Below are 21,359 nucleotides of genomic sequence, written 5' to 3' on the forward strand. Positions count from 1 at the left end.
CAGTCGCCCCTCGGCCGCGGCGTCGCGCCGTCAGTTCTCGATGGTCGCGCGCCACGGGAAATCGCGGCCCGGCGCCCAGTCGCAGCGGTAGGTACCCGACAGCGAGCGGCGGTCGGACTGCAGGGCGCCCCGGTAGGTGCAGCGGCCCTTCTCCTGGTCCCGCAGGATCGTCACCGCGTCGCCGTCGATCCGGATCAGCATCGCCGCCATGTCGGTGCCGCCGGCGGGGTGGCGCCACACCGCGTCGAAGATCTCGCTCATCCCGCGCCGCTTGACGGTGGCGCGCCAGCCGTCGTCCTCGACGATGGACCACACCTGGCCGCGCCAGTCGTCGTGCGGCCCCTGCGGCAGCGCGTTGCTGATCGTCGCGCTCCACGGGAACGCGCGGTTGATGTTGTTGCAGCCGTAGGTGCCGGACGCCGAGAGGCCGTCGGCGGCGAGGCGGCCGCGATAGATGCAGGCGACCCGGGGGGCGCGGCGGACGATGTGGATGTCGTCGCCCGTGATCGCCATCTCGGCGACCGAGATGTCGAAATAGGCCCGCGTCGGATCGAAGTTGATGGCGTCGAACGTGTCGGAGGTGCCGCGCCGCGTCCAGGTGCCCCACCAGCCGGCGATCCCCTCCTCGGTATGCCAGACGCGACCGATCGAGCCGCGCCGGTCGGCCGGCGGGGTCGCCGGCACGGGCGGGGCGATCACGAACGCAGTGTCCTGCCGCGGGGGCGTGCCGGCCGGCGCGGCGGGCTTCGCCTTCGGTGCGGGCGTGTCCGCCGAGGCGGCCGCTGGCGGCTCGCCGAGATAGATCCGGCCACCCTGGGTCTGGTCGTAATAGGCCGGGCTCTGCTCGTGGCCGACCGAGCGGGCGAGCGCCGCGACCTCCTGGCGCACGTCGATCACCATGTCGGCGAGGTGCTTCCTGGGTGCGGCGAGCTCCGGCACCAGGGCACGGGTGAACACCGAGTTGGGCGAGCGGTCGGCGCCGCCGAGCCCGTCGAGCGCCGACTGGCCGAAGCCCGCGCTGTAGATCGCGAACACGCCTTGTGCCTCGGCGACCCGGGTGAGCCCGCGCGCCGCGCCGACCGAGCGGGTGACGCCCGGCTTGCGGAACGGGTTGTCGCGGCAGGCGTCGAGGATCATCAGCGTGACCTTCGCCTTGCGCTCCTGGATGTCGGCGACGATGTCCGCCTCACCGATCGCCATGTTGCGCAGCCGCGCCTCCTGCCCCGGATCGATCTCGGGCACATCGGCCGGCAGCAGGAAGTTCGCGCCGCCGATCGCGACCCCGTGGCCGGCGTAGAAGAAGGCGGCGGTGTCGCCCGGCCGGATCGCCTGGGTGAAGGCGAAGATGCGGTCGACCATGCCGCTGCGATCGAGATTCTCGCCGCGCATCACCGTGAAGCCGAGCTTCTCCAGCGCGTCGCCGACCGCGTTCGCGTCGTTGACGGCCTTGGCGAGCTGCTGGGCCGAGCCGAGATTGGCGTAGGCGTTGTTGCCGATCACCAGGGCGACGCGGGCGCCCTGCGCCGGGACCGCGACCACCAGCGTGGCGACGACGACCAAAGCGAGAGCGACGAGAATGGAAGCGAGACCGGCGGGCACGCGCATGTCGAGGTCCTGAATTGTTACGCCGCCTCGCGCGGCGATCGATCGCGGAAGATCGACCACAGCGCCGCGGCCCGTCTGGTCTGTCGCCGGTGCCGGCGCGGTGGTTCCGGCCACCGGCCCCGCGGCCGTCCGCCCGACGGCCGCCGGGTGCGGCCGTGCCGCCCGCGCGATACACTGCGTCGACCGTTCCACCGAGACTACGCCGAGGCTTCGACGAACCATCGGTATGGCGCCACCACGTCATGCGGCATCGCGATGGCGGCGCGGCGACGGAACGATGAGGCGCGACGACGTGTTGCACACGCGAAACCTTCGACCCAGACAGGTGCCATGCCCGCTCCGTCCATCGGCTCATCCGCTTCCGCCGCGACTCTCGTCGCCGACCGGCCCGTGACACCCAAGCCCCGCTTCGGCCCCGTTCTGGAGCCGGGCGGCACCCGTTTCCGGCTGTGGGCACCGAAGCACGCCGAAATCATGCTCGACCTCGTCGACGCCGACCGGCGGGTCGCCATGACGTCCGTCGGCGACGGCTGGCACGAGGCCGTGATCGCCGACGCCGGGCCGGGCACGCGCTATCGCTTCGTGCTGCCGGACGGCCTCGCCGTGCCCGACCCGGGCTCGCGCTTCCAGCCCGACGACGTGCACGGGCCGAGCGAGGTGATCGACCCCGACGCCTATGTGTGGGCGACGCCGGACTGGCGCGGCCGGCCGTGGGAGGAGGCCGTCGTCTACGAGCTGCATGTCGGCACCTTCACGCCGGAGGGCACGTTCCGGGCCGCGATCGACAAGCTCGATCATCTCGTCGATCTCGGCGTCACGGCGATCGAGCTGATGCCGATCGCCGATTTTCCGGGCCGACGGAACTGGGGCTACGACGGCGTGCTGCCGTTCGCCCCGGATGCGAGCTACGGCCGCCCCGACGACCTCAAGGCGCTGGTCGACGCCGCGCATGCGCGCGGCCTGATGGTGCTGCTCGACGTCGTCTACAATCACTTCGGGCCGGACGGAAACTACCTCGCCGCCTATGCGCCGATCTTCACCGAGCGGCATCACACGCCGTGGGGCGCCGCCGTGAACTTCGACGCCGAGGGCGCCGAGATGGTGCGCGCCTTGGTGATCGAGAACGTGCTTCACTGGATCGACGAGATGCGGCTCGACGGGCTGCGGCTCGACGCCGTCCACGCGATCCTCGACGACAGCGCCGAGCACGTCCTGCACGAGATCGCGGCCGCCGTTCATGCGGCGACGCCGGACCGCCACGTCCATCTGATCCTCGAGAACGAGGAGAACGAGGCGCATCTCCTGGTCCGCGCCGCCGACGGCGCGCCGCGCCTCTACACGGCGCAATGGAACGACGACGTCCATCACGTGCTCCATTGCGCGGCGAGCGGCGAGAGCACCGGCTATTACGCCGACTATCGGGGCGATGCCGACAAGCTCGGCCGTGCGCTGGCCGAAGGCTTCGCGTTCCAGGGCGAGGAGATGCCCTATCGCGGCTCGACCCGCGGCGAGCCGTCGCGCGACCTGCCGACCACCGCCTTCGTCGCGTTCATCCAGAACCACGACCAGGTCGGCAACCGCGCCTTCGGCGATCGCATCACCGCCTTCGCGCCCGCCGCGGCGGTGCGTGCCGTGACGGCCGTCTATCTGCTGCTGCCGCAGGTGCCGATGCTGTTCATGGGCGAGGAGTGGGCCGCCGCCGAGCCGTTCCCGTTCTTCTGCGACTTTCAGGAACCGCTCGCCAGCGCGGTGCGCGAGGGCCGCCGCGCCGAGTTCGCCCGCTTTCCCGAATTCCACGACCCGGCGCAGCGCGACCGCATCCCCGACCCGACCCTGCCGGCGACGTTCGAGGCCGCGAAGCTCGACTGGAGCGCCCTGCACCGCGACGGCCACGCGCGCTGGCATGCGCTCTATCGCGATCTCCTGAACATCCGCCATCGCGAGATCGTGCCGCGGCTCGCCGGCACCGGCGCCGGCCGCTACGCGGTGCTCGGCCCCGGCGCCGTGGCGGTGGAATGGGATCTCCGCGGCGCCCGGCTGCGTCTCCTCGCCAACCTGTCGCCCGAGCCGCTCGACCGCCTCGACCCGATCCCGGGCCGGACGCTGTGGTGCGAGGGCGAGATCCGCACCCGCGACGGCGCGTCTCCGGCCCACGCGCTCGGCGCCTGGACGGTCGTCTGGGCGATCGACGAGACGCAGAGCTGACCCTCGGCGTGCCCCGGACAAGGCGCGGCAGGCCGCAGGCCTGATGTGCCGCAGAGCCGGGGCCCAGGGGCGTAACGACAAGCGCCTCGCGCGATCGCCCCTGGGTCCCGGTTCGCCGCGCATCGCGCCGTGCCCGGACACGAGGCGGCGGCCCCGCGCCGCCCCCACGCTTTACGAATCTCGTCGCCGCGATAGAACGGCCGGAGCTTCAACGCGCGCCCCGAGCGGGCCGGAGGCTCGGATGAGCGTCGCCGCGCTGTCGAACTTCGACCTGCCCCAGTTCGTCAACACGCTGGTCAGCCTGGGCACGGCCTTCGTGCTCGGCACACTGATCGGCGCCGAGCGGCAGTGGCGACAGCGCAATGCCGGGCTGCGCACCGCCGTGCTGGTGGCGGTCGGCGCCGCCGCCTTCGTCGACATCGGCATGCGGCTCAACGGCAACGCCTCGGCCGTCCACGTGCTGGCCTATGTGGTGTCCGGCGTCGGCTTCCTCGGCGCCGGCGTGATCATGAAGGAAGGCCTCAACATCCGCGGCCTCAACACGGCCGCGACCCTGTGGGGCGCCGCCGCGATGGGCGGCGCCGCGGGCGCCGACCTGATCGGCGAGGCCGTCACCATCGCGGTGTTCGTGCTGATGGCCAACACGGCGCTGCGGCCGCTGGTCGATCTGATCAACCGCCAGCCGCTCGACGAGGCGACCACCGAGGCGACCTACGAGGTGCGCGTCACCGTCACGGCCGAGGAGATGCCGGTGGTGCGCGCCGCCGTGCTCGATCAGCTCGACGCCAAGTCCTACGCGGTGCGCGGCACCACGGTGGACGAGCAGGCGGAGGAGACGCTCGATCTCGCCGTGACGCTCGCCGGCTCGTCGGCCCGGCCGACGGAGCTCGACGAGATCGTCGCCCGGGTCGAGCGGCTCCCCGGCGTCGAGCACGCCGGCTGGACGATGCGCACGGCCGACTGAGCGCGGCCCGCGCCGCCGCCTCTACGCGCCGACCGGCACCCGGATCTCGAAGGCCGCGCCGGCGTCCTGCGGCAGCTGGCGCAGCGTCCCGCCGAGGCGCCCGACGACGCTCTCCGCCAACCGCAGCCCGAGCCCGCGCGCCCGGCCGAGCTCGAATCCGGCCGGCAGGCCTTGGCCGTCGTCGGCGACGACGACGACGAGCCCACCCTCCTCGCGGCTGCAACGAACCCGCACGGTGGGCCGCTGACCGCCGGCATGCGTCAGTGCATTGGTGACGAGCTCGGTCACGGCGAAGATCACGGCGAGGGCGACGTCACTCGCCAGTCGCACCTCGGACGTGCCGACGATCTCCATGTCGACCGGTCGCCCGGCGAGTCCGACCATGTCGCCGATCAGCTGCCGCAGCGTCGCGCCGATCTCGACGGTGCCGTGCTCGGCGGCGCGATGAAGCTGGTCGTGGATGCGCATCACCGTGGCGATGCGCTGCTCGAGCGCGACGATGGGACCGCGGGCCGGGTCGGACTCGGCCGCGCGGCCGCAGGCCTGGACCAGGCCGCAGACCATCTGCAGCATGTCGCGCATGCGCTGGTGGCCTTCGGACAGCAGCGCGAGGTTGCGCCGGTTGGCCTCGCGCAGCGCCCGGTCCGCGGCGACCTCGGGGCCGATGTCGCGGGCGATGGCGGCGACGCCGATCCAGGTGCCGTCGGCGAGATGGACCGGACCCGTGGTCACCGCGATCTCGACGCGGCGGGCGTCCTTGGCGATGCCGCGCGTCGTGAACCGCGCCGGCTCCCGGGCGAGCAGCTTGCGAGTGCCACTGCGCCCCTCGTCGTCCTCGAACAGGATCGAGGCCGGCCGGCCGACGATCTCGTCGGCCGCGTAGCCGAACAGCCGCTCGGCCCCGGTGTTCCAGTCCTCGACCATGCCGTTGCGGTCGAACCCGACGATCGCGTCGACGCTGTTGGTGACCACCGAGACGAGGCGCGCCGCGGCCGCCGCATTGGCCTCGGCGCGGCGGCGGGCGCGTTCGTAGAGGCCCGTCGCCCACAGCACGAGGACGGACAGGATCGCATAGGCGACCAGATTGCCGACGTCCTTGAAGGTCGGCACGGTGAGCTGAAAATACGGCGCGACGAACGCCCACTGGGCGACGATCCCGCCGAGGACTGCCGCGACCAGGCCGGCGCCGAGCCCGCCGGCGAGCGCGGCGACGACGACCGCCGGCAGCATGGCCGTGAAGGAGAGATCCGTCGGCAGCACCAGGCCGAGCAGGACACGCAGGCCAGCCGCCATCGCGACCGCCGCGGCGCCGACGAAGACGGCCCACGCCACGGCGACGAACGCCCTTCCGAGAACCCGGTCCTGCATCCGCAAACCCCGCGCCGAAAGAGCAGGCTGCGGAAATTCCTACCACACCGCCGTGCATCCCGGCGACGACGGCGATCGAAGATCGTGACTTTTGTCCAAAGGCGACTGTGTGACGCTGGTCCCGACGCGCTCGCGGGTCGCGGCTCGCGGCTCGACCGCCGCGCGATGGCCTGCAAGCCTGATCGTCTGCAAGCCTGCTCGAAGGGGCGCGACCAGCTCGAAATCAAGACGGCGCACCGGGTCATTCAGACCCGTGCGCCGTCAAAGCTCCACCCGCCCTGCTCCGGCCGAGGGCCGGAGACCGGTCAGGTCACTGGCCGTAAGCCACGACCGGGATGTCGGAGGCCATCGGGCCCCGCAGGCTGTCGGGCCGCGGATCGTCGTTGAGGGCGACGGTCAGGTCCGGAGCGGTCTGCTGCTCGAAGGCCGCCTGGATGGTCGCCGCGTCGACGGTCGGGCAGGTCCAGGTCTCGCCGGTCGGCGCCGCCGCCATCCAGCGCTGCTCGATGAGCTGGCGAACGTCGAGCTGGTCGGCCGTCGCCACGCCCGCGACGGCGGTGCCGGCGAGCGCGAGCATCAGGGTCAGAGTCTTCGTGCGAAACGTCATGTCCACCTCCCGTTCGGGCCGTCGCTGTCGAGGGGCCGCGATGGCCGGACAGCATCGGCATGGGTCCGTACAACACCCGGCCGGTCACGGACGTGGTGGACGACGGTGTGCCCCCCGCACCACCGAACCGGCTCCCGATACAACCGGAAAGACCGCCGCCGGTTCCCTGCCCGACAGGCGCATTCGTCGAGAAAAGCTTAAGAGCGCGGCCGATTCACGCGGTCGTGATCAGAACGCGGGGCGAACCGACGCGCACGGCGCGGCAAGCCGCTTCAGTAGCTCGCCTGGCCGCCGGAGAGGTCGAACACGGCGCCGCTGTTGTAGCTACAGGCGTCGGAGCACAGCCACGCCACCAGCTCGGCGAACTCGGCGATCGTGCCGAGCCGCTTCATCGGGCTACGCTGGACCACCGCCTCGACGGCCGCTGGTGGCATGGCGCGAAGGAACTCCGTGTCGACGGCGGCCCAGACGACGCAGTTCGCCCGGAGCGGCGTGTCGCCGAGCTCCTTGCCGAGCGCCTTGGTGAAGGCGACGATGCCGGCGCTGGCCGCCGAGAAGGCGGCGAGGCCGGCCCGGCCCTCCTTGGCGGCGAGCGAGGCGACCGTGACGATGCGGCCGCGTCCGATCCGGCACATGTGCGGCACCACGGCGCGACAGACCTGGAACACGCCGGTCAGCGTCACGTCGATCACCTGGCGCCATTCCGACTCGCTCACCGCGTCGACCGATTTCCGGGTGCCGCCATAGCCGGCGGCGAGCACCAGCATGTCGATGCCGCCGGCGGCGACCGCCCGCGCCGCCGCGGCGGCGACTTGGTGCGACGAGGTGACGTCGACGGCGACCGGCACGATGCCGTCGACCGCCACCGGGTCGACGTCCCAGGCCTCGACGACGGCGCCGGCATCGCGCAGCCGTTCGGCGACGCCGCGGCCGAGACCGCGCGCCCCGCCCGTCACCACGGCGCGACGGCCGGAGAAATCGTAGGACACCGATCGCGGCGCCGCGCTGGTCACCGCACCCGGCGTCGAACCGGTGACCGGCTTGCCGGCCGTGCTGGCAGCGTCCGTCATGGCATCCTCCGCCCGACCGGCGCCGCGACGACCGGCGGCCCGGCACGCGGTGCCATCATACGGCGGCTCAGGGCCGGCGCGCGAGCGTGAAGGCGCCGCGCATGTCGCCGGCCTTGAAGCCGGTCGCGGTGTCGTCCGGATAGAGGCGCTTCAGGGCGGCGACGACGTCCGGCTTCAGCTCGGAGCCGTGGCAGCCGAGGCACGGCTCGCCGGTCGGGATCGCCTTCATGAAGCGGAACATAGGTCCGTCGGCTGTGTCGACGACGGCGCTGCGTGTCTGCGCGGCGACGGGCTGCCCCTCCGCGATTTTGGTCGCGAACATGTCCATCGTGGTGCGCTCGAACTCGTCCGGCGCGGCGGCCGGGTTGCGCGGCTTCAGGCTGGTGCGGGCGATCCGCCAACCGGTGCGCTGGCTATGCTCCGCGGCGATCGCCGGCGCCTGCTCCTTGCAGAAGCCGATCGCGCCGACGAGGCCCGAGGTCTCGATGGCGCTCTTCACGGCCCCGAGCAGCGTCGCGCCGTAGTCGGCCGCGACCGTCGCGGCCTGTGCGGCGAGGCGCGCCTCGCGCGCGGCGCGGTCGCGCTCGGCGCCGAGCCAGAGCGCAGCGGCGCCGACGACGGCGGCCCCGACGACGATGATCCTGAGCGACATGATCCGACCCTCCGTGCGACCGGACGGCAGGCGTCCGCGACGGGGGCCACGATGGCGAACCCCACCGGCCCGGTCTGTGACGGAGTCACCGGCGGCCCATCAAACGCCGTCGGCGATGCCCAGTCGTTCGGCCGATCAGGCGGCGCCGGCGTCGCGGGCCGGCGGATCGGCATAGCGCGCCGCCGCCTCGCGCAGGATGCGGGCGACCTGGCGGGCGCCGAGCGTCCGGGCGAGGTTCTGGGCCGCGACGTCGAGCAGCACCACGGCGCCGTCACCGACGCCGTGCGCCTCCGCCTCCGCCTCCAGCCGCGCCACCCCGTCGCGCCAGAAGGCGTCGGTGCGGGCCCGCTCGGCGGCGACGATGTCGGCGATCGGCGCGCCCGTGTCGGGGATCGCGGCCGGGGCGATCGGCGCCGGGTCGATCTCGGCCCGCTGGGCCGCCCGGACGACGTTCGCCTTCGGGGTGTCGCGCTTCGGCGTGCCGCGCGGCGGCGCCCACTGGTCCGGCAGCCGTCCCTCGCGCATCGCCTCGGCGGCGGCCTTGCTGCGGCGGATGTCGGCGCGCAGCCCCCACAGGCCGACCACCATGGCGAAGGCAGCGGCGCCGAGAACGAGATAATTCCCGCCGTCGCCGCGCAGGAGCATGACGCCCTGAATGCCGACGAGCGCCGCCCCGAACGCGGCCGCGCCCGCGGTGAAGAAGAATGAAATCAAGCGGATCATCTGGTCGTCCCATCGTGCCGCCGCACCCGAGATCGCCGGCGGGCGCGCCGATCCTCGCGCGCCGGGCCGGCCGGTTGTCAAGCTGGGAGAGTTCCGGGATGTCGCCCCGGATTGACACCGCAGGACAGGTTTTTCGACCTGCTCCGCGGAGCGGCCACGCGCCGGACGGCCGGGCGCCGCGACGCCCCGGCGCCGGCATGCCCAAAAGCTGCCGCCTTGCCGGCGTCAGTCGGCCGCGACGGGCGGGAGAGGACCTTCATGCGATACGTGCTTGTGATGTTGACGTGCCTGGCGACCGCCGGGAGCGCGGCGGCGCAGTCCGGCGGCGCCCCGGGCCTGCCCGGCGTCTACGACCGCCGGCCCGACTTTCGGGCCGCCAACCGGCCGGGCGAGGATCCGGTCCGCCAGTCGGCCCCGGCCTGGGACGCCAACCGCGACGGCGTCTTCACCTGCGACGAGTGGAAACAGTACGTCACCCGCATCTTCGTCAACGCCGACGCCAACCGCGACGGCTTCGTCGACGCCAAGGAGTTCGATGCGCTCCGCCGCGCCGACCCGGCGTTCAAGAACGCCGAGCTCGGCTACTTCGACGACAACCGCGACGGCCGCATCGCGCGGGCCGAGTTCGTCGATCGCCCGAGTCCGTTCTTCGCCCGTTTCGACCGCAACGGCGACTGCAAGGTGACGGCCGAGGAGATGCGGGGTGGTGGCGGCGGCGGGCCGAGCATGCGCCCCAATCTCGGCGGCGGCGGCATGGGCGGCACGGTCGGCATCCCGTTCTGAGCGCCGGATCGAACGGGCGGAAGCGCTGCCTTCGGTTGCCGGGTCGCGCGGGTCTGCGATACGACTGGGCCGTGCCCCGCACGGCCCTCTCCCCACCCCTGCGCCGTGCCCGAGTTTCCCCCGATCGAGTGCCCCATGACCAGCGCCACAATGACCAGCGCCCTGTTCACTCCCATCGAGATCGCCGGCCGGACCTTCGAGAACCGCATCGCGGTCGCGCCGATGTGCCAGTACAGCGGCAACGACGGCTGTGCCTCCGACTGGCACATGACGCATCTCGGCATGCTGGCGAACTCGGGCGCCGGCCTGGTCGTCGTCGAGGCGACCCATGTCGAGCGGCGCGGCCGCATCACCCATGGCTGCCTCGGCCTCTACTCGGACGCCTGCGAGGCGGCGCTCGCCCGCATCGTCGCCCATTGCCGGCGCATCGGCACCGCCAAGCTCGGCGTCCAGCTCGCCCATGCGGGTCGCAAGGCCTCGTCGCAACGCCCCTGGGAGGGCGGCAAGGCGCTCGCCGTCGACCACGACCCGTGGCCGACCGAGGCGCCCTCCGCCCTGCCCTTCGGGCCGGGCTGGCACGTCCCCCAGGCGATGACCGAGGACGACATGGAGCGCGTGATCGCCGCCTTCGCGCAGGCCGCGACCCGGGCGGTGCGCATCGGCTTCGATGCGGTCGAGCTGCACGCTGCGCACGGCTATCTGGTGCACGCGTTCCTCTCCGCCGTATCGAACCAGCGCACCGACGCATACGGGGGCTCGCGCGAGAACCGGATGCGGTTTCCGCTCGCCGTCGCCCAGGCGGTGCGCGGCAGCGTGCCACGCGACGTGGCGCTCGGCGCCCGCATCACCGGCAGCGACTGGCTGGACGGCGGGATCGACGTCGACGAGGCGATCGTCTTCGCCCGCGCCCTGAAGGACATCGGCTACGACTATGCCGACGTGTCCTCGGGCGGCCTGACGGCCGAGGCCCGCAACCCGACCTCGCCCGGCTACAACGTGCCGCTGGCCGAGGCGGTGCGCCACGCGACCGGCCTCGTCACCCGCGCGGTCGGCCTGATCGTCGACCCGAAGCAGGCCGAGGTGATCGTCGCCGAGGGCAAGGCCGACATGGTGGCGCTCGCCCGCGCCATGCTGGACAACCCGCATTGGGGCTGGCACGCGGCCCGCGCGCTCGGCGCCGAGGCGCGCCGGCCGCCGCAGTATCTGCGCGCCGGACCGAGCCTGTGGGCGCCCGCGGCACGCGGCTGAGCCACTCGCCGGCGGCGACAGGCGGCCCGGTGTCGGCCTTCGGCATCGATGCGGCGACGCTCGGCCTCCGGCCCGGCAGCGCGGACGACCAGACGCTCGTCCTCCAGCGCGCCCTCGACCGCACGGCGGCGACCGGCGCGCCGCTCGCCTTCCCGCCCGGCGTCTACAAGGTCGGTGGCGTGCGGCTGCCGGACGGCGCGAGGCTCGTCGGCGCGCCCGGCGCAGTGCGGCTCCAGTTCCTCGGCGGCGCCTCGCTGCTGTCGGCCGCCAATGTCGGCCGCGTCTCGCTCGACGGCCTGGTGCTCGACGGCGGCGGCCGGCCGCTGCCGCCCGACCGCGCCCTCCTGCAGTGCGAGCAGGTCGATGCGCTCGCGGTGACGAACTGTAGCGTGGCGGGCGCCGATGGCACGGCGCTCTACCTCTACAAATGTGCCGGCACGATCGCCGACAACCGCGTCACCGAAACGGGCGACGTGGCGATCCAGACCCGCGACAGCCGCGGCATGGTGATCGCCCGCAACGTGATCGCCGGGGCCGGCAACAACGGCATCCAGGTGCTGCGCTTCGAGGCCGGCGAGGACGGCACCCTGATCGTCGACAACCGGGTGACCGATGTCCGCAACCGGGCCGGCGGCCAGGGCCAGTTCGGCAACGCCATCAACGTGTACCGGGCGAACGGCGTGATCGTGCGCGGCAACCGCATCGCCGATTGCGCTTTCTCGGGCGTGCGCGGCAACTCGGCCTCCAACCTGCAGATCGTCGGCAACACGGTGACCCGGGTCGGCGAGACGGCGCTGTACTCGGAGTTCCAGTTCGAGGCCGCCCTGGTGGCGAACAACATCGTCGACGGCGCCCAGATGGGCGTCTCGATCGCCAATTTCGCCAGCGGCGGGCGGATCGCCGTCGTCCAGGGCAACATCCTGCGCAACCTCGCGCCCGGGACCGTCAATCCGGACCCCGAGTTTCTGCTCGGCGTCGGCATGTATGTCGAGGCCGACACCACGGCGACCGGCAACGTCGTCGAGAACGCGAGCGCGGTCGGCATCGCGGTCGGCTGGGGCCCCTATCTGCGCGACGTCTCCGTCACCGGCAATGTGGTGCGCCAGTGCGGCATCGGCGTCGGCGTGACGGTGGTCCCGGGCGCCCGCAGCACCGTGCTGTCCGCGAACATCATCTCGGGCAGCCGCGCCGGCGCCATCGTCGGGCTCGACCACAAGACCCCGGTCACGGGCGACCTCGCGACCGGCGGAGCCGAGCCTTATCCGCATCTCTCACTAAGTGGTAATAAGGTTTCGTGAGCCAGGCGACACGGCATGCGGCGCCAGATCCCAATGTGTCGCCCACTGTAAATACAGCCCATCCAACTAGTCCGAAGTTGCGCTGCGGCATCGAATTTCCGCGTTCAACCCTGAATTCTTGCTGGCGTGATCTACGGCTTTTCTGTTAGACTAAAGTCCAAGCTGCAGTCGACTTCGCCTCGGCTGGCAGTCTTCCAAAAACAGGCAGAACACCAAGGGGGGTCTCGGCCGTCGCGTCAGCGAGGCGCCGAGATCCAAACTGCGTCGGCGCGGCATCCCCATCCGCACCCCGGACGCAGGGCATGGTGACAACACCGCCACGACAGGGAGGACTTGATCATGATGAACGGCGGCTACCTCGACACGCGGGCGCCCGACAGATCGTTGTTCGGCAAGCAGCACTGCCCGCGTTGCGCCTATCTGCTGGTGGCGCCGGACGAGTCGCATCACATCGCCGATCGTGTGGTCCGCCACCTGTGGACCTGCGAGGCGTGCGGCACCGGGTTCAGCACCTGGGTCAAGTTCCAGCCGGAGTTCGGCGAGATGCACTGCGAGCCGCAGTGCGCCGAAGCGGCCTGAGCCGCTCCGCCGGGCGACCACCGGTCGCCCGTGCACGCACCGACCGCAGCCGGGCGGGCCTACGGCCTGCCGCTGAGGCGGTCCCGAGTGATCTCGCCTGCTCGAGTCGAGTCGCCTGCTCGAGCCGTCTTGCCTGCCCGAAGGCGGGTCGCCTGCCGGTGTCGTATCGCCCGCTCCGCGCGTGTCGGTCCCGGCATCGATCACATTCTCGGTCGTATATTCACCCGTAATTGATTGCTCCGCGCCCTCGGCCTCGCGCCCCTTTCCGACAGCTCGGCGCTCGTGCGGATGAGCCCGTCGCGGCGCCGCCGGACGCCGGCGCGTGCAGGCGTCGTCCCGGACCGGCGCCCCCGAGGTCGGCCGGACGGGATGCCCCGGCGGTATTGCCCAAACCCGTGAATCCCGGCTAACTCCACGGCCCGATCAAGTGCCCGGCCTCCCCCGACCGGCGGCCGCGCCATCGCACAGGACCGCCGATGTTCTCGCATCTGATGACCACCAGACGGTTCGCCCCCCTGTTCTGGTGCCAGTTCTTCAGCGCCTTCAACGACAACTTCCTGAAGAACTCGCTGGTCTTCCTGATCCTCTATCGGATGACGGGCTCGAACTCGGAAGCCCTCATCACGCTCGCCGGCGCCACGCTGATCTTCCCGTTCTTCGTCCTGTCGGCCGTCGGCGGCGAGATCGCCGACCGCTACGACAAGGCGATCGTGGCGCGCTGGCTGAAGCTCGCCGAGATCCCGGTGGCGCTGTTCGCGGTGCTCGGCTTCTGGCTGCACTCGATCGCGCTCCTGTTCGTCGCGCTGTTCCTGATCGGCGTCATCGCCGCGCTGTTCGGCCCGATCAAGTACGGCATCCTGCCCGACCATCTGGAGCGCTCCGAGCTGCCGGCCGGCAACGCCCTGGTCGAGGGCGCCACCTTCCTGGCGATCCTGCTCGGCACCATCGTTGGCGGCCTCGCGTCCAAGGACGGCGGCGACCCGGCCTCCTTCGCCGGGCTGATGATGATCGTCGCGATCCTGTGCTGGCTCTCGGCCCTGCTGATCCCCCGGACCGGACAGGCCGCGCCGAACCTGACGATCGACACCAACATCGTGCGCTCGACCGCGCGGCTGATGGGCGAATTGAAGGCCGAGCGGCGGCTGTGGTGGTCGGCCCTCGTGGTCTCCTGGTTCTGGCTCACCGGTGCGATCGCGCTCTCGCTGATGCCGCCGCTGATCAAGACCACGCTCGGCGCCGCCGAGGAGGTGATCACGGTCTATCTCGCAGTGTTCTCGATCGGCATCGCGGCCGGCTCGGCGCTCGCCGCCTGGCTCGCCGCCGGCCGCATCGTGCTGCTGCCGACCGTTCTCGGCGCCGCGCTGCTCGGCATCCTGTGCATCGATCTCGGCTGGTGGATGTCGGGCGTCGCGAGTCCGGTGCAGGGCCGCGGCATTTCCGAGGTGCTCGGCTCGGTGCGCGGCATCCATGTCGGCTTCGACCTGTTCGGCATGGCGGTCGCCGGCGGCCTGTTCATCGTGCCGGCCTTCGCGGCCATGCAGGCCTGGGCCGGCGCCGACCACCGCGCCCGGGTGATCGCCGCCAACAACGTTCTCAACGCCGCCTTCATGGTGGCGGCCGGCATCTTCGTCGCCGTCCTGCAGCTCGCCGGCCTCGCGCCGGCGACGCTGTTCATGCTGCTCGGCGTCGCCAACCTGGTCGTCGGATACGCGATCTTCAAGACGCTGCCGACCAACCCGGTGCGCGATTTTCTCTCGACGGTCGCGCGCGCGTTCTTCCGCGCCGAGGTGCACGGGCTCGAGAACATCGAGAAGGCCGGACCGAACGCCATCATCGCGCTCAATCACGTGAGCTTCCTGGACGCGCCCTTCGCGCTGTCGGTGCTGCCCAAGGATCCGGTGTTCGCGATCGACTGCCACATCGCCGAGCGCTGGTGGGTGAAGCCGTTCCTGCGCTTCACCCGCGCCATGCCGATCGACCCGACCAATCCGTGGGGCACCCGCCAGCTCATCCACGCCGTGCAGGGCGGCGACAGCCTGATCATCTTCCCGGAGGGCCGCATCACGGTCACCGGGAGCTTGATGAAGATCTACGACGGCGCCGGCCTGATCGCCGACAAGTCCGGCGCCATGGTGGTGCCGGTGCGCATCAAGGGGCTGGAGCAGACGCCGTTCTCGCGCCTGAAGGACCATCAGGTCCGCCGCCGCTGGTTCCCCAAGATCACGATGACCATCCTGCCGCCGGTGCGGATTTCGGTGCCCGAAGAACTGCGCGGAAAAAAGCGCCGCGTCGCCGCGGGCGCCGCGCTCTACCGGGTGATGTCCGACCTGATCTTCCGCACCACCGAGATGGACTGCACCGTGTTCGAGGCGATGGTGCATGCCGGCGAGTTCCACGGCATGAGCCGCATCGCCATCGAGGACCCGGTGTCGGGCGCCCTCACCTACAAGCGCATGCTGGTCGGCGCCGCGGTGCTCGGCCGCAAGCTCTCGGTCCATGCCGGACCCGGCGAGTATCTCGGCGTGCTCTTGCCGAACGCCAACGGCGCCGCCGTGACGCTGCTCGGCCTGATGTGGGCCGGCCGCGTGCCGGCGATCCTCAACTTCTCGGCCGGACCGACCAACATCCGGGCCGCCTGCAAGGCCGCCGGGCTCACCACGGTCGTCACCTCGCGCGCCTTCATCGAGAAGGGCCGGCTCGATCACGTGATCGCGGCGCTCGCGCCCGACTACCGTATCGTCTACCTGGAAGACGTGCGACCGACCGTGACGACGCTCGACAAGCTCAAGGCCCTGCGCGAGTTCAGGACGCCGCTGGTGGCGCGGCAGCCGTCCGACCCCGCCGCCGTGCTGTTCACGTCGGGCTCCGAGGGCGTGCCGAAGGGCGTCGTGCTGTCGCACCGGAACATCCTGTCGAACGCCGCCCAGGCCAAGGCGATCGTCGACTTCGGCTACTCCGATAAGCTGTTCAACGTGCTGCCGGTGTTCCACGCCTTCGGCCTGACGGCGGGCTTCATCCTGCCGCTGGTCAACGGCGTGCACGTCTATCTCTATCCCTCGCCGCTGCACTACCGGCTGGTGCCCGAGCTGGTCTACGCGACCAACGCGACCATCATGTTCGGCACCGACACGTTCCTCAACGGCTACGCCCGCACCGCGAACCCCTACGATTTCCGCTCGCTGCGCTACATCTTCGCCGGCGCCGAGGCCGTCAAGGAGGCGACCCGCAAGACCTACATGGAGAAGTTCGGCGTGCGCATCCTGGAGGGCTACGGCGTCACCGAGGCGGCGCCCGTGATCGCGCTCAACACGCCGATGTTCAACAAGTTCGGCACGGTCGGCCGGCTCTTCCCCGGCATCGAGGCGCGGCTCGACAAGGTCGAGGGCGTCGACGAGGGCGGCCGGCTCTACATCCGCGGGCCGAACGTGATGGTCGGCTACCTGAAGGTCGACAAGCCCGGCGTGATCGAGCCGCCGCACGAGGGCTGGCACGACACCGGCGACATCGTGACCATCGATGCCGAGGGCTATGTGGCGATCAAGGGCCGGGCGAAGCGCTTCGCCAAGGTGGGCGGCGAGATGATCTCGCTCGCCGCCGTGGAGACGATCGCGTTCGACCTGTGGCCGGACGCGCTGCATGCCGTCGCCACCATCCCGGACGCCCGCAAGGGCGAGAAGCTGATCATGGTGACGACCCAGAAGGGCGCCACCCGCTCCGACTTCATCGCCTTCGCGAAGTCGCGCGGCGCGTCCGAGATGCTGATCCCGGCCGAGTTCGTCCATGTCGAGAAGATGCCGCTGCTCGGCTCCGGCAAGGTCGACAACCTCACGGTCGTCCAGATGGTGCGCGAGCGCGCCAAGCTGGAGGGCGCGGCGTAGCGCCACGCCGGCGCCTCCGAGACCCTCTCCCTGAGGGAGAGGGTCGGGCGTCCGCGAAGCGGACGACCGGGGTGAGGGTTTACGGCGCCAGTTGGATGCCTCGGCACCCCCTCACCCGGATCTCGCGCCTGTCGCGCGAGATCCGACCTCTCCCCGCTGGGGAGAGGTGAATCTGTCGTCTGCCCAAAGAACGACGACGATCTTTCAAAAATTCGCCCCGACGCGCAGCATGAAGGTCCGCCCCGGCTGCGGATAGGCGTTGTAGACGCCGTACTTGCTGCCGAAGCCGTCCGGATAGGGGCTGGCGACCGCGTAGTCGAAATAGTCCTCGTTCAAGAGGTTCTGCACGGCGAACGACCAGAAGTAGCGGTCCCACTCACCGGCGATCTTGGCGTCGAGGATCGTGTAGGTCGGCGTCATCGGCTGGAGGTTGCGGCTGTCGTTGTCCATGCGGCGCGAGCCGACGAAACGCACGTCGCCGGTGAACACCAGGCGATTGTCCAGGATGTTCCACACGACGCCGACGCCGGCCGTGTTGCGCGCGACGAGCGGCACGTCGTTGCCGGCATAGACGCCCTCGCGGAACACGGCGCGCGTATAGGCGTAGCTGCCCTTCAGCCGCACCGTGTCGGAGACCCGCATGGTCGCCAGCGCCTCGGAGCCGTAGCGCCGGGTCGGATCGAGATTCACGTTGGTGGTGGTGAACGGCGAGTAGAAGATCTCGTTCTCGAGATTCATGTCGTAGATGCTCCACTGCAGGAACATCGGGCCGGCCGTCACCTTCACGCCCGCCTCCCAGTCGCGCGAGGTCTGTGTCTTGAGCGCGAAATTGCTCGGCATGCCGTAGGGCGCGCTGCCGATGCGCTCGTCGACGTTCGGCACCCGGAAGCTCTGCGCGGTGCGGCCGAACAGCGTGAGCTGCTGGTTGAAGCGGTGCTCGATGCCGATGTGCCAGGCGCGGTTGGTCTGGGTGTCGTCGAGCGGGTTTGCCTGCACGACGGTCGGGAAGCCGAAGTAGAGATAGCCCGGTGCCGTCGCGTTCACGGCGTCGCGCGCCGACAGCGAGGTCCGCTGCACGCGCCCGCCGACCGAGACGTCGGTCGTGGAGAACAGCGTCACCGTGTTCATCGTGTAGGCGGCGAGCGAGGTCTGGTCGAGATCGTACTGATGCAGCGCCGCCGCGCCCTCCATCAGGGCGCGCGGCGACGAATAGTCGGTGTGATAGACGTCGACGCCGCTCAGCGACTTCAGCGGCAGGCCGAACGCCGTGGTGTCGACCTTCAGGCGCGGCGTCACGGACGAGGTGACGAGCGAGGACTCGAAATAGGACGTGTCGTAGGCCGAGCCGATCTGCTGCCGGCAGGCGGCGTTGTAGACGCCCGTGAAGGTGTCGAGGCAGGACGGGAAATAGGCCGCCTGCTGCTTGCGGACCCGCACGCCGCCGTCGACGATCAGCTCGGCACCCGGCGCCAGGTCGTAGGTGATGCCGGTGGTGGCGGTCGCCTGCTGCTGGTTGGCGAAGTCCCACGGCGTGTTGGTGCCCCGCCGGTCGTTGGCGAGCTGATTCAGCCCGAACCACGGGTCGACGCGGCGGCCGGCCGGAAGCCCGAGCACCTGATCGCTCAGCGTCGTGTTGAGATAGAAGCTGCCCCAGTCGCGGGTGTAGCGATAGTCGCCGCCTGCGTTGGTCTGATGATACTGGCCGTTGTCGCGATAGCCGTCGGAGCGCACCGCATTGGCATAGAGCGCCAGCGCGTGCGGCCCGCTCGACGCGAAGGCGGTGCCGCGTCCCTCGACCTGGTTGAACGAGCCGTAGGCGACCTCGGCGCGGGCGCCGTTCGGCCGTCCGGTCGCCTTCTTGGTGACGATGTTGATGACGCCTCCGACGGCGCCGTCGCCGTACAGCACGCCGCCGGAGTTGCCGCGCGTCACCTCGATGCGCTCGACCGAGTTGATCGGCACCGAGCCCCAGTCGAAGGTCTGCAGGTCGGGCAGATCGACGCGGCGTCCGTCGATCAGGATCAGCGTGTTCTGCGCGCCGGTGGCGCCGAAGCCGCGGATGTCGACGGTGGCACGCGCCCCGTTGACGCCGCCGTAGAGGTTCGAGACCTGGACACCGGGCTCGCGGGCCAGGATGCCCGGGATCGTCTGCTCGGGCGAGCGCTCGATCTCCTCGGCCGTGATCACGGTCGTGGACGCACCCGTGATCCCGAGCGCACCGCCGGCGCCGCCGCCGAGGCGCGTCGCGGTGACGTAGAGGTCGGGAAGCGTCGTGTCGGTCGCCGCCGTCTGGGCCTGCGCGGCGCCGGCGAGAAACGCGGTGCTGCCGAGCAGAACGGCGAGGCCGGCGGCGCGGGCCGCCCTAGCGCGGTTCGAATGGTCGTGGGTCATTCCTGTCGTCCTTCGCGAAAGGGTCATGCGGTTCGGGTTGCATGAGCCGACGCGAAAGACGCCCGTCCGGCCGTCCCGGCCGATCGGTGTCCAAACGCTTCACGAGACGAACGAGCATAGCGGTCCCCGCGCCGGTCACGGTGTCACCGCTGCGAAAGACCGCTCCGTATGGGGCTTCCCGCCCACCGGTTGGGTGACTGTGCGGGCAGGTCTCCTGGCTCGCGGGTCGTCGCTGCATCCGGCCTTCCCGGTTTCCCAGTGGCCACGGTGGATGCGGCTCGCCGCTCACAGTTGCGGGTCCAGCCACGGCTTCACGACCCTCGCGGGGCGCGTTCCGTGTTCCCTCTTTCCTCCCGGCGGTCGCCCGCCGGGAACCAGCACACGCGCACCTTCGGTCGCCCGCGCCCCGCGCGTCAATCGTGCAGGCCCCGACCCGAGTGCATTAGCCGGAGAAGTGTTGCGCGAAGCCCACACCCGGCAGAGTCATTCCGGGGCGTGTGCCGTGAGGCGCACGAACCCGGAATCCAACCAAGTCCTTCGGATTTGCCCGCTGGATTCCGGGTTCGCACCTTCGGTGCGCCCCGGAATGACGGCGTCCGGAGCAACCTGGAACACGGTCTTCAGTCCGCGGCGTCGTCCGCCTTGGTCTCCGCCAGGAGCCAGCCGAGATAGGCCTGGTCGACGCTCTCGATCGGCAGCACCAGGATCGCCGGGGTGGTGTAGGAGTGGCGCGCCTTCACGGCGGCCCGCACCTCCTCGGCGCGCGACGCCCGGGTCTTGATCAGCATCACGACCTCCTCGCCGCGCTCGATCGCACCCTCCCAGCGATAGAGCGAGACCATGCCGGGCAGGATGTTGACGCAGGCGGCGAGCCGCGCCTCGACCAGCGCGCGTCCGGTCTCCTCCGCCTCGACAAGCCCCGGAAAGGTCGTATAGACGAACACCACCCGTTCCATCGCCACTCCTTTCGCGTCGGCGGCGGTGCGGCGCCGGTATCGCACGAACCGCCGAACGATCCGCCGCACGAGCCGCGCATGACCCATCTGCCTGCCGAGATCGAGCGGATCGCCTTCGTGGCGAGCCAGACGCCCGAGGCGACCGCGGCCCTCGCCCGGCTGACCCAGCGCTACGGCAATGTCGATCCGCACGAGGCCGACGTCATCGTCGCGCTCGGCGGCGACGGCCTGATGCTCAAGACCCTGCACGTCTTCATGAGCACCGGCAAGCCGATCTACGGCATGCATCGCGGCACCGTCGGCTTCCTGATGAACGAGTATCACGAGCACGGGCTGAAGGAGCGGCTGCACGACGCCGAGGCGACCGTGATCCACCCGCTGCTGATGCGCGCCCTCGACGTCGACGGCGGCGGCCACGAGTACCGCGCCATCAACGAGGTCTCGCTGTTCCGCCAGACCTACCAGGCCGCGCGGCTCGACGTGATGGTCGACGGCAAGATGCGGCTGCGCGAGCTCACGGCCGACGGCATCATGGTGGCGACGCCGGCCGGCTCGACGGCCTACAATCTCTCCACCGGCGGCCCGATCATCCCGATCGGCTCGCCGCTGCTCGCCCTCACCCCGATCAGCGCGTTCCGGCCGCGGCGCTGGCGCGGCGCGCTCCTGCCCGACTCGGCCGTGGTGACCATCGAGGTGCTGGAGGCCGACAAGCGGCCGGTCGCCGCCGTCGCCGACCACGACGAGGTGCGCTCGGTCAAGCACGTCGAGATCCGCATGGACCATGCGATCGAGATGCTGATGCTGTTCGACCCCGGCCACAATCTCGACGAGCGCATCCTGCGCGAGCAGTTCAGCCATTGAGCTTCGACAGACTCGGTCGTCCCGGGGCGCGGCGAAGCCGCGAGCCCGGGACCCATATGTGGACGGCCCCCGTGCAGCAAGAGATTTTCAGAACGGATCGGATCGCTTGCGTCCATATGTTCGGCCTGTCGGTGCGGCCACTCGCGGCCGCTGGCCAAGATGGTTTCCGCG

General features: G+C 70.9%; 16 protein-coding genes and 1 riboswitch. Of the genes, 8 read left to right on the plus strand and 8 right to left on the minus strand.

Going from position 1 to position 21,359, the window contains the following annotated elements; all coding sequences use genetic code 11:
- Positions 1–30: 30 nt before the first annotated feature.
- Entirely contained in the window at positions 31–1,605 is a 1,575-nt protein-coding gene (locus tag CCR97_RS26285; RefSeq protein WP_170145958.1) for a caspase family protein, read from the minus strand.
- Positions 1,606–1,935: 330 nt separating this feature from the next.
- On the opposite strand from CCR97_RS26285, the gene treZ reads away from it, so the two are divergent.
- Positions 1,936–3,810, plus strand: a complete 1,875-nt coding sequence (treZ, locus tag CCR97_RS26290; protein ID WP_201160019.1) for a malto-oligosyltrehalose trehalohydrolase — start codon at positions 1,936–1,938, stop codon at positions 3,808–3,810.
- 241 nt (positions 3,811–4,051) lie between these two features.
- Entirely contained in the window at positions 4,052–4,774 is a 723-nt protein-coding gene (locus CCR97_RS26295; RefSeq protein WP_111359593.1) for an MgtC/SapB family protein, read from the plus strand.
- A 21-nt stretch (positions 4,775–4,795) separates the two neighbouring features.
- Here CCR97_RS26295 and CCR97_RS26300 read toward each other — a convergent pair whose 3' ends face one another.
- The 5 genes from CCR97_RS26300 to CCR97_RS26320 form a co-directional block, all read right to left on the minus strand.
- The gene (locus CCR97_RS26300; RefSeq protein WP_146618893.1) at positions 4,796–6,142 is read right to left on the minus strand and encodes a sensor histidine kinase; all 1,347 of its coding nucleotides are present in this window, start codon (positions 6,140–6,142) and stop codon (positions 4,796–4,798) included.
- Positions 6,143–6,452: 310 nt separating this feature from the next.
- A complete protein-coding gene (locus tag CCR97_RS26305; protein WP_146618892.1) occupies positions 6,453–6,749 on the minus strand; it encodes a hypothetical protein in 297 nt (98 codons plus the stop codon).
- 272 nt (positions 6,750–7,021) lie between these two features.
- Positions 7,022–7,819: an SDR family oxidoreductase gene (locus CCR97_RS26310; protein ID WP_201160020.1), complete on the minus strand. Its 798-nt coding sequence runs from the start codon at positions 7,817–7,819 to the stop codon at positions 7,022–7,024.
- Between the two features lie 67 nt (positions 7,820–7,886).
- A complete protein-coding gene (locus tag CCR97_RS26315) occupies positions 7,887–8,471 on the minus strand; it encodes a Tll0287-like domain-containing protein (RefSeq protein ID WP_111359981.1) in 585 nt (194 codons plus the stop codon).
- A gap of 135 nt (positions 8,472–8,606) precedes the next feature.
- Positions 8,607–9,194 (minus strand): hypothetical protein, encoded by a 588-nt coding sequence (locus tag CCR97_RS26320; RefSeq protein ID WP_111359982.1) that lies wholly within the window; start codon positions 9,192–9,194, stop codon positions 8,607–8,609.
- Between the two features lie 258 nt (positions 9,195–9,452).
- On the opposite strand from CCR97_RS26320, the gene CCR97_RS26325 reads away from it, so the two are divergent.
- The 5 genes from CCR97_RS26325 to CCR97_RS26345 all read left to right on the plus strand — a co-directional run bounded on the left by CCR97_RS26325 (position 9,453) and on the right by CCR97_RS26345 (position 16,980).
- Positions 9,453–9,977: an EF-hand domain-containing protein gene (locus CCR97_RS26325; RefSeq protein WP_111359983.1), complete on the plus strand. Its 525-nt coding sequence runs from the start codon at positions 9,453–9,455 to the stop codon at positions 9,975–9,977.
- Between the two features lie 150 nt (positions 9,978–10,127).
- The gene (locus CCR97_RS26330; protein WP_111359984.1) at positions 10,128–11,225 is read left to right on the plus strand and encodes an NADH:flavin oxidoreductase/NADH oxidase; all 1,098 of its coding nucleotides are present in this window, start codon (positions 10,128–10,130) and stop codon (positions 11,223–11,225) included.
- A complete protein-coding gene (locus tag CCR97_RS26335) occupies positions 11,201–12,523 on the plus strand; it encodes a TIGR03808 family TAT-translocated repetitive protein (protein WP_201160021.1) in 1,323 nt (440 codons plus the stop codon). The genes CCR97_RS26330 and CCR97_RS26335 overlap by 25 nt, the downstream gene beginning before the upstream one ends.
- A 333-nt stretch (positions 12,524–12,856) precedes the next feature.
- Entirely contained in the window at positions 12,857–13,102 is a 246-nt protein-coding gene (locus tag CCR97_RS26340) for a hypothetical protein (protein ID WP_111359412.1), read from the plus strand.
- Between the two features lie 476 nt (positions 13,103–13,578).
- Positions 13,579–16,980, plus strand: a complete 3,402-nt coding sequence (locus CCR97_RS26345) for an acyl-[ACP]--phospholipid O-acyltransferase (RefSeq protein WP_111359413.1) — start codon at positions 13,579–13,581, stop codon at positions 16,978–16,980.
- Positions 16,981–17,184: 204 nt separating this feature from the next.
- Here CCR97_RS26345 and CCR97_RS26350 read toward each other — a convergent pair whose 3' ends face one another.
- Positions 17,185–19,371: a TonB-dependent receptor gene (locus CCR97_RS26350; RefSeq protein ID WP_170146052.1), complete on the minus strand. Its 2,187-nt coding sequence runs from the start codon at positions 19,369–19,371 to the stop codon at positions 17,185–17,187.
- 187 nt (positions 19,372–19,558) lie between these two features.
- Positions 19,559–19,765, minus strand: a riboswitch (cobalamin riboswitch).
- A 226-nt stretch (positions 19,766–19,991) separates the two neighbouring features.
- The gene (gene cutA / locus CCR97_RS26355) at positions 19,992–20,327 is read right to left on the minus strand and encodes a divalent-cation tolerance protein CutA (protein WP_111359897.1); all 336 of its coding nucleotides are present in this window, start codon (positions 20,325–20,327) and stop codon (positions 19,992–19,994) included.
- 78 nt (positions 20,328–20,405) lie between these two features.
- Between cutA and CCR97_RS26360 the strand changes: the two genes are divergently transcribed.
- Entirely contained in the window at positions 20,406–21,188 is a 783-nt protein-coding gene (locus CCR97_RS26360; RefSeq protein WP_111359895.1) for an NAD kinase, read from the plus strand.
- Positions 21,189–21,359: the final 171 nt, after the last annotated feature.

The sequence above is a fragment of the Rhodoplanes elegans genome (assembly GCF_016653355.1).
Taxonomy (GTDB): domain Bacteria; phylum Pseudomonadota; class Alphaproteobacteria; order Rhizobiales; family Xanthobacteraceae; genus Rhodoplanes; species Rhodoplanes elegans.

Coding starts and splice junctions, on each gene's coding strand:
- cutA (WP_111359897.1), bottom strand. CDS start 20,327: ATGGAACGGGTGGTGTTCGTCTATACGACCTTTCCGGGGCTTGTCGAG.
- CCR97_RS26360 (WP_111359895.1), top strand. CDS start 20,406: ATGACCCATCTGCCTGCCGAGATCGAGCGGATCGCCTTCGTGGCGAGC.
- CCR97_RS26305 (WP_146618892.1), bottom strand. CDS start 6,749: ATGACGTTTCGCACGAAGACTCTGACCCTGATGCTCGCGCTCGCCGGC.
- CCR97_RS26285 (WP_170145958.1), bottom strand. CDS start 1,605: ATGCGCGTGCCCGCCGGTCTCGCTTCCATTCTCGTCGCTCTCGCTTTG.
- CCR97_RS26315 (WP_111359981.1), bottom strand. CDS start 8,471: ATGTCGCTCAGGATCATCGTCGTCGGGGCCGCCGTCGTCGGCGCCGCT.
- CCR97_RS26325 (WP_111359983.1), top strand. CDS start 9,453: ATGCGATACGTGCTTGTGATGTTGACGTGCCTGGCGACCGCCGGGAGC.
- CCR97_RS26295 (WP_111359593.1), top strand. CDS start 4,052: ATGAGCGTCGCCGCGCTGTCGAACTTCGACCTGCCCCAGTTCGTCAAC.
- CCR97_RS26330 (WP_111359984.1), top strand. CDS start 10,128: ATGACCAGCGCCCTGTTCACTCCCATCGAGATCGCCGGCCGGACCTTC.
- CCR97_RS26320 (WP_111359982.1), bottom strand. CDS start 9,194: ATGATCCGCTTGATTTCATTCTTCTTCACCGCGGGCGCGGCCGCGTTC.
- treZ (WP_201160019.1), top strand. CDS start 1,936: ATGCCCGCTCCGTCCATCGGCTCATCCGCTTCCGCCGCGACTCTCGTC.
- CCR97_RS26350 (WP_170146052.1), bottom strand. CDS start 19,371: ATGACCCACGACCATTCGAACCGCGCTAGGGCGGCCCGCGCCGCCGGC.
- CCR97_RS26345 (WP_111359413.1), top strand. CDS start 13,579: ATGTTCTCGCATCTGATGACCACCAGACGGTTCGCCCCCCTGTTCTGG.
- CCR97_RS26310 (WP_201160020.1), bottom strand. CDS start 7,819: ATGACGGACGCTGCCAGCACGGCCGGCAAGCCGGTCACCGGTTCGACG.
- CCR97_RS26300 (WP_146618893.1), bottom strand. CDS start 6,142: ATGCAGGACCGGGTTCTCGGAAGGGCGTTCGTCGCCGTGGCGTGGGCC.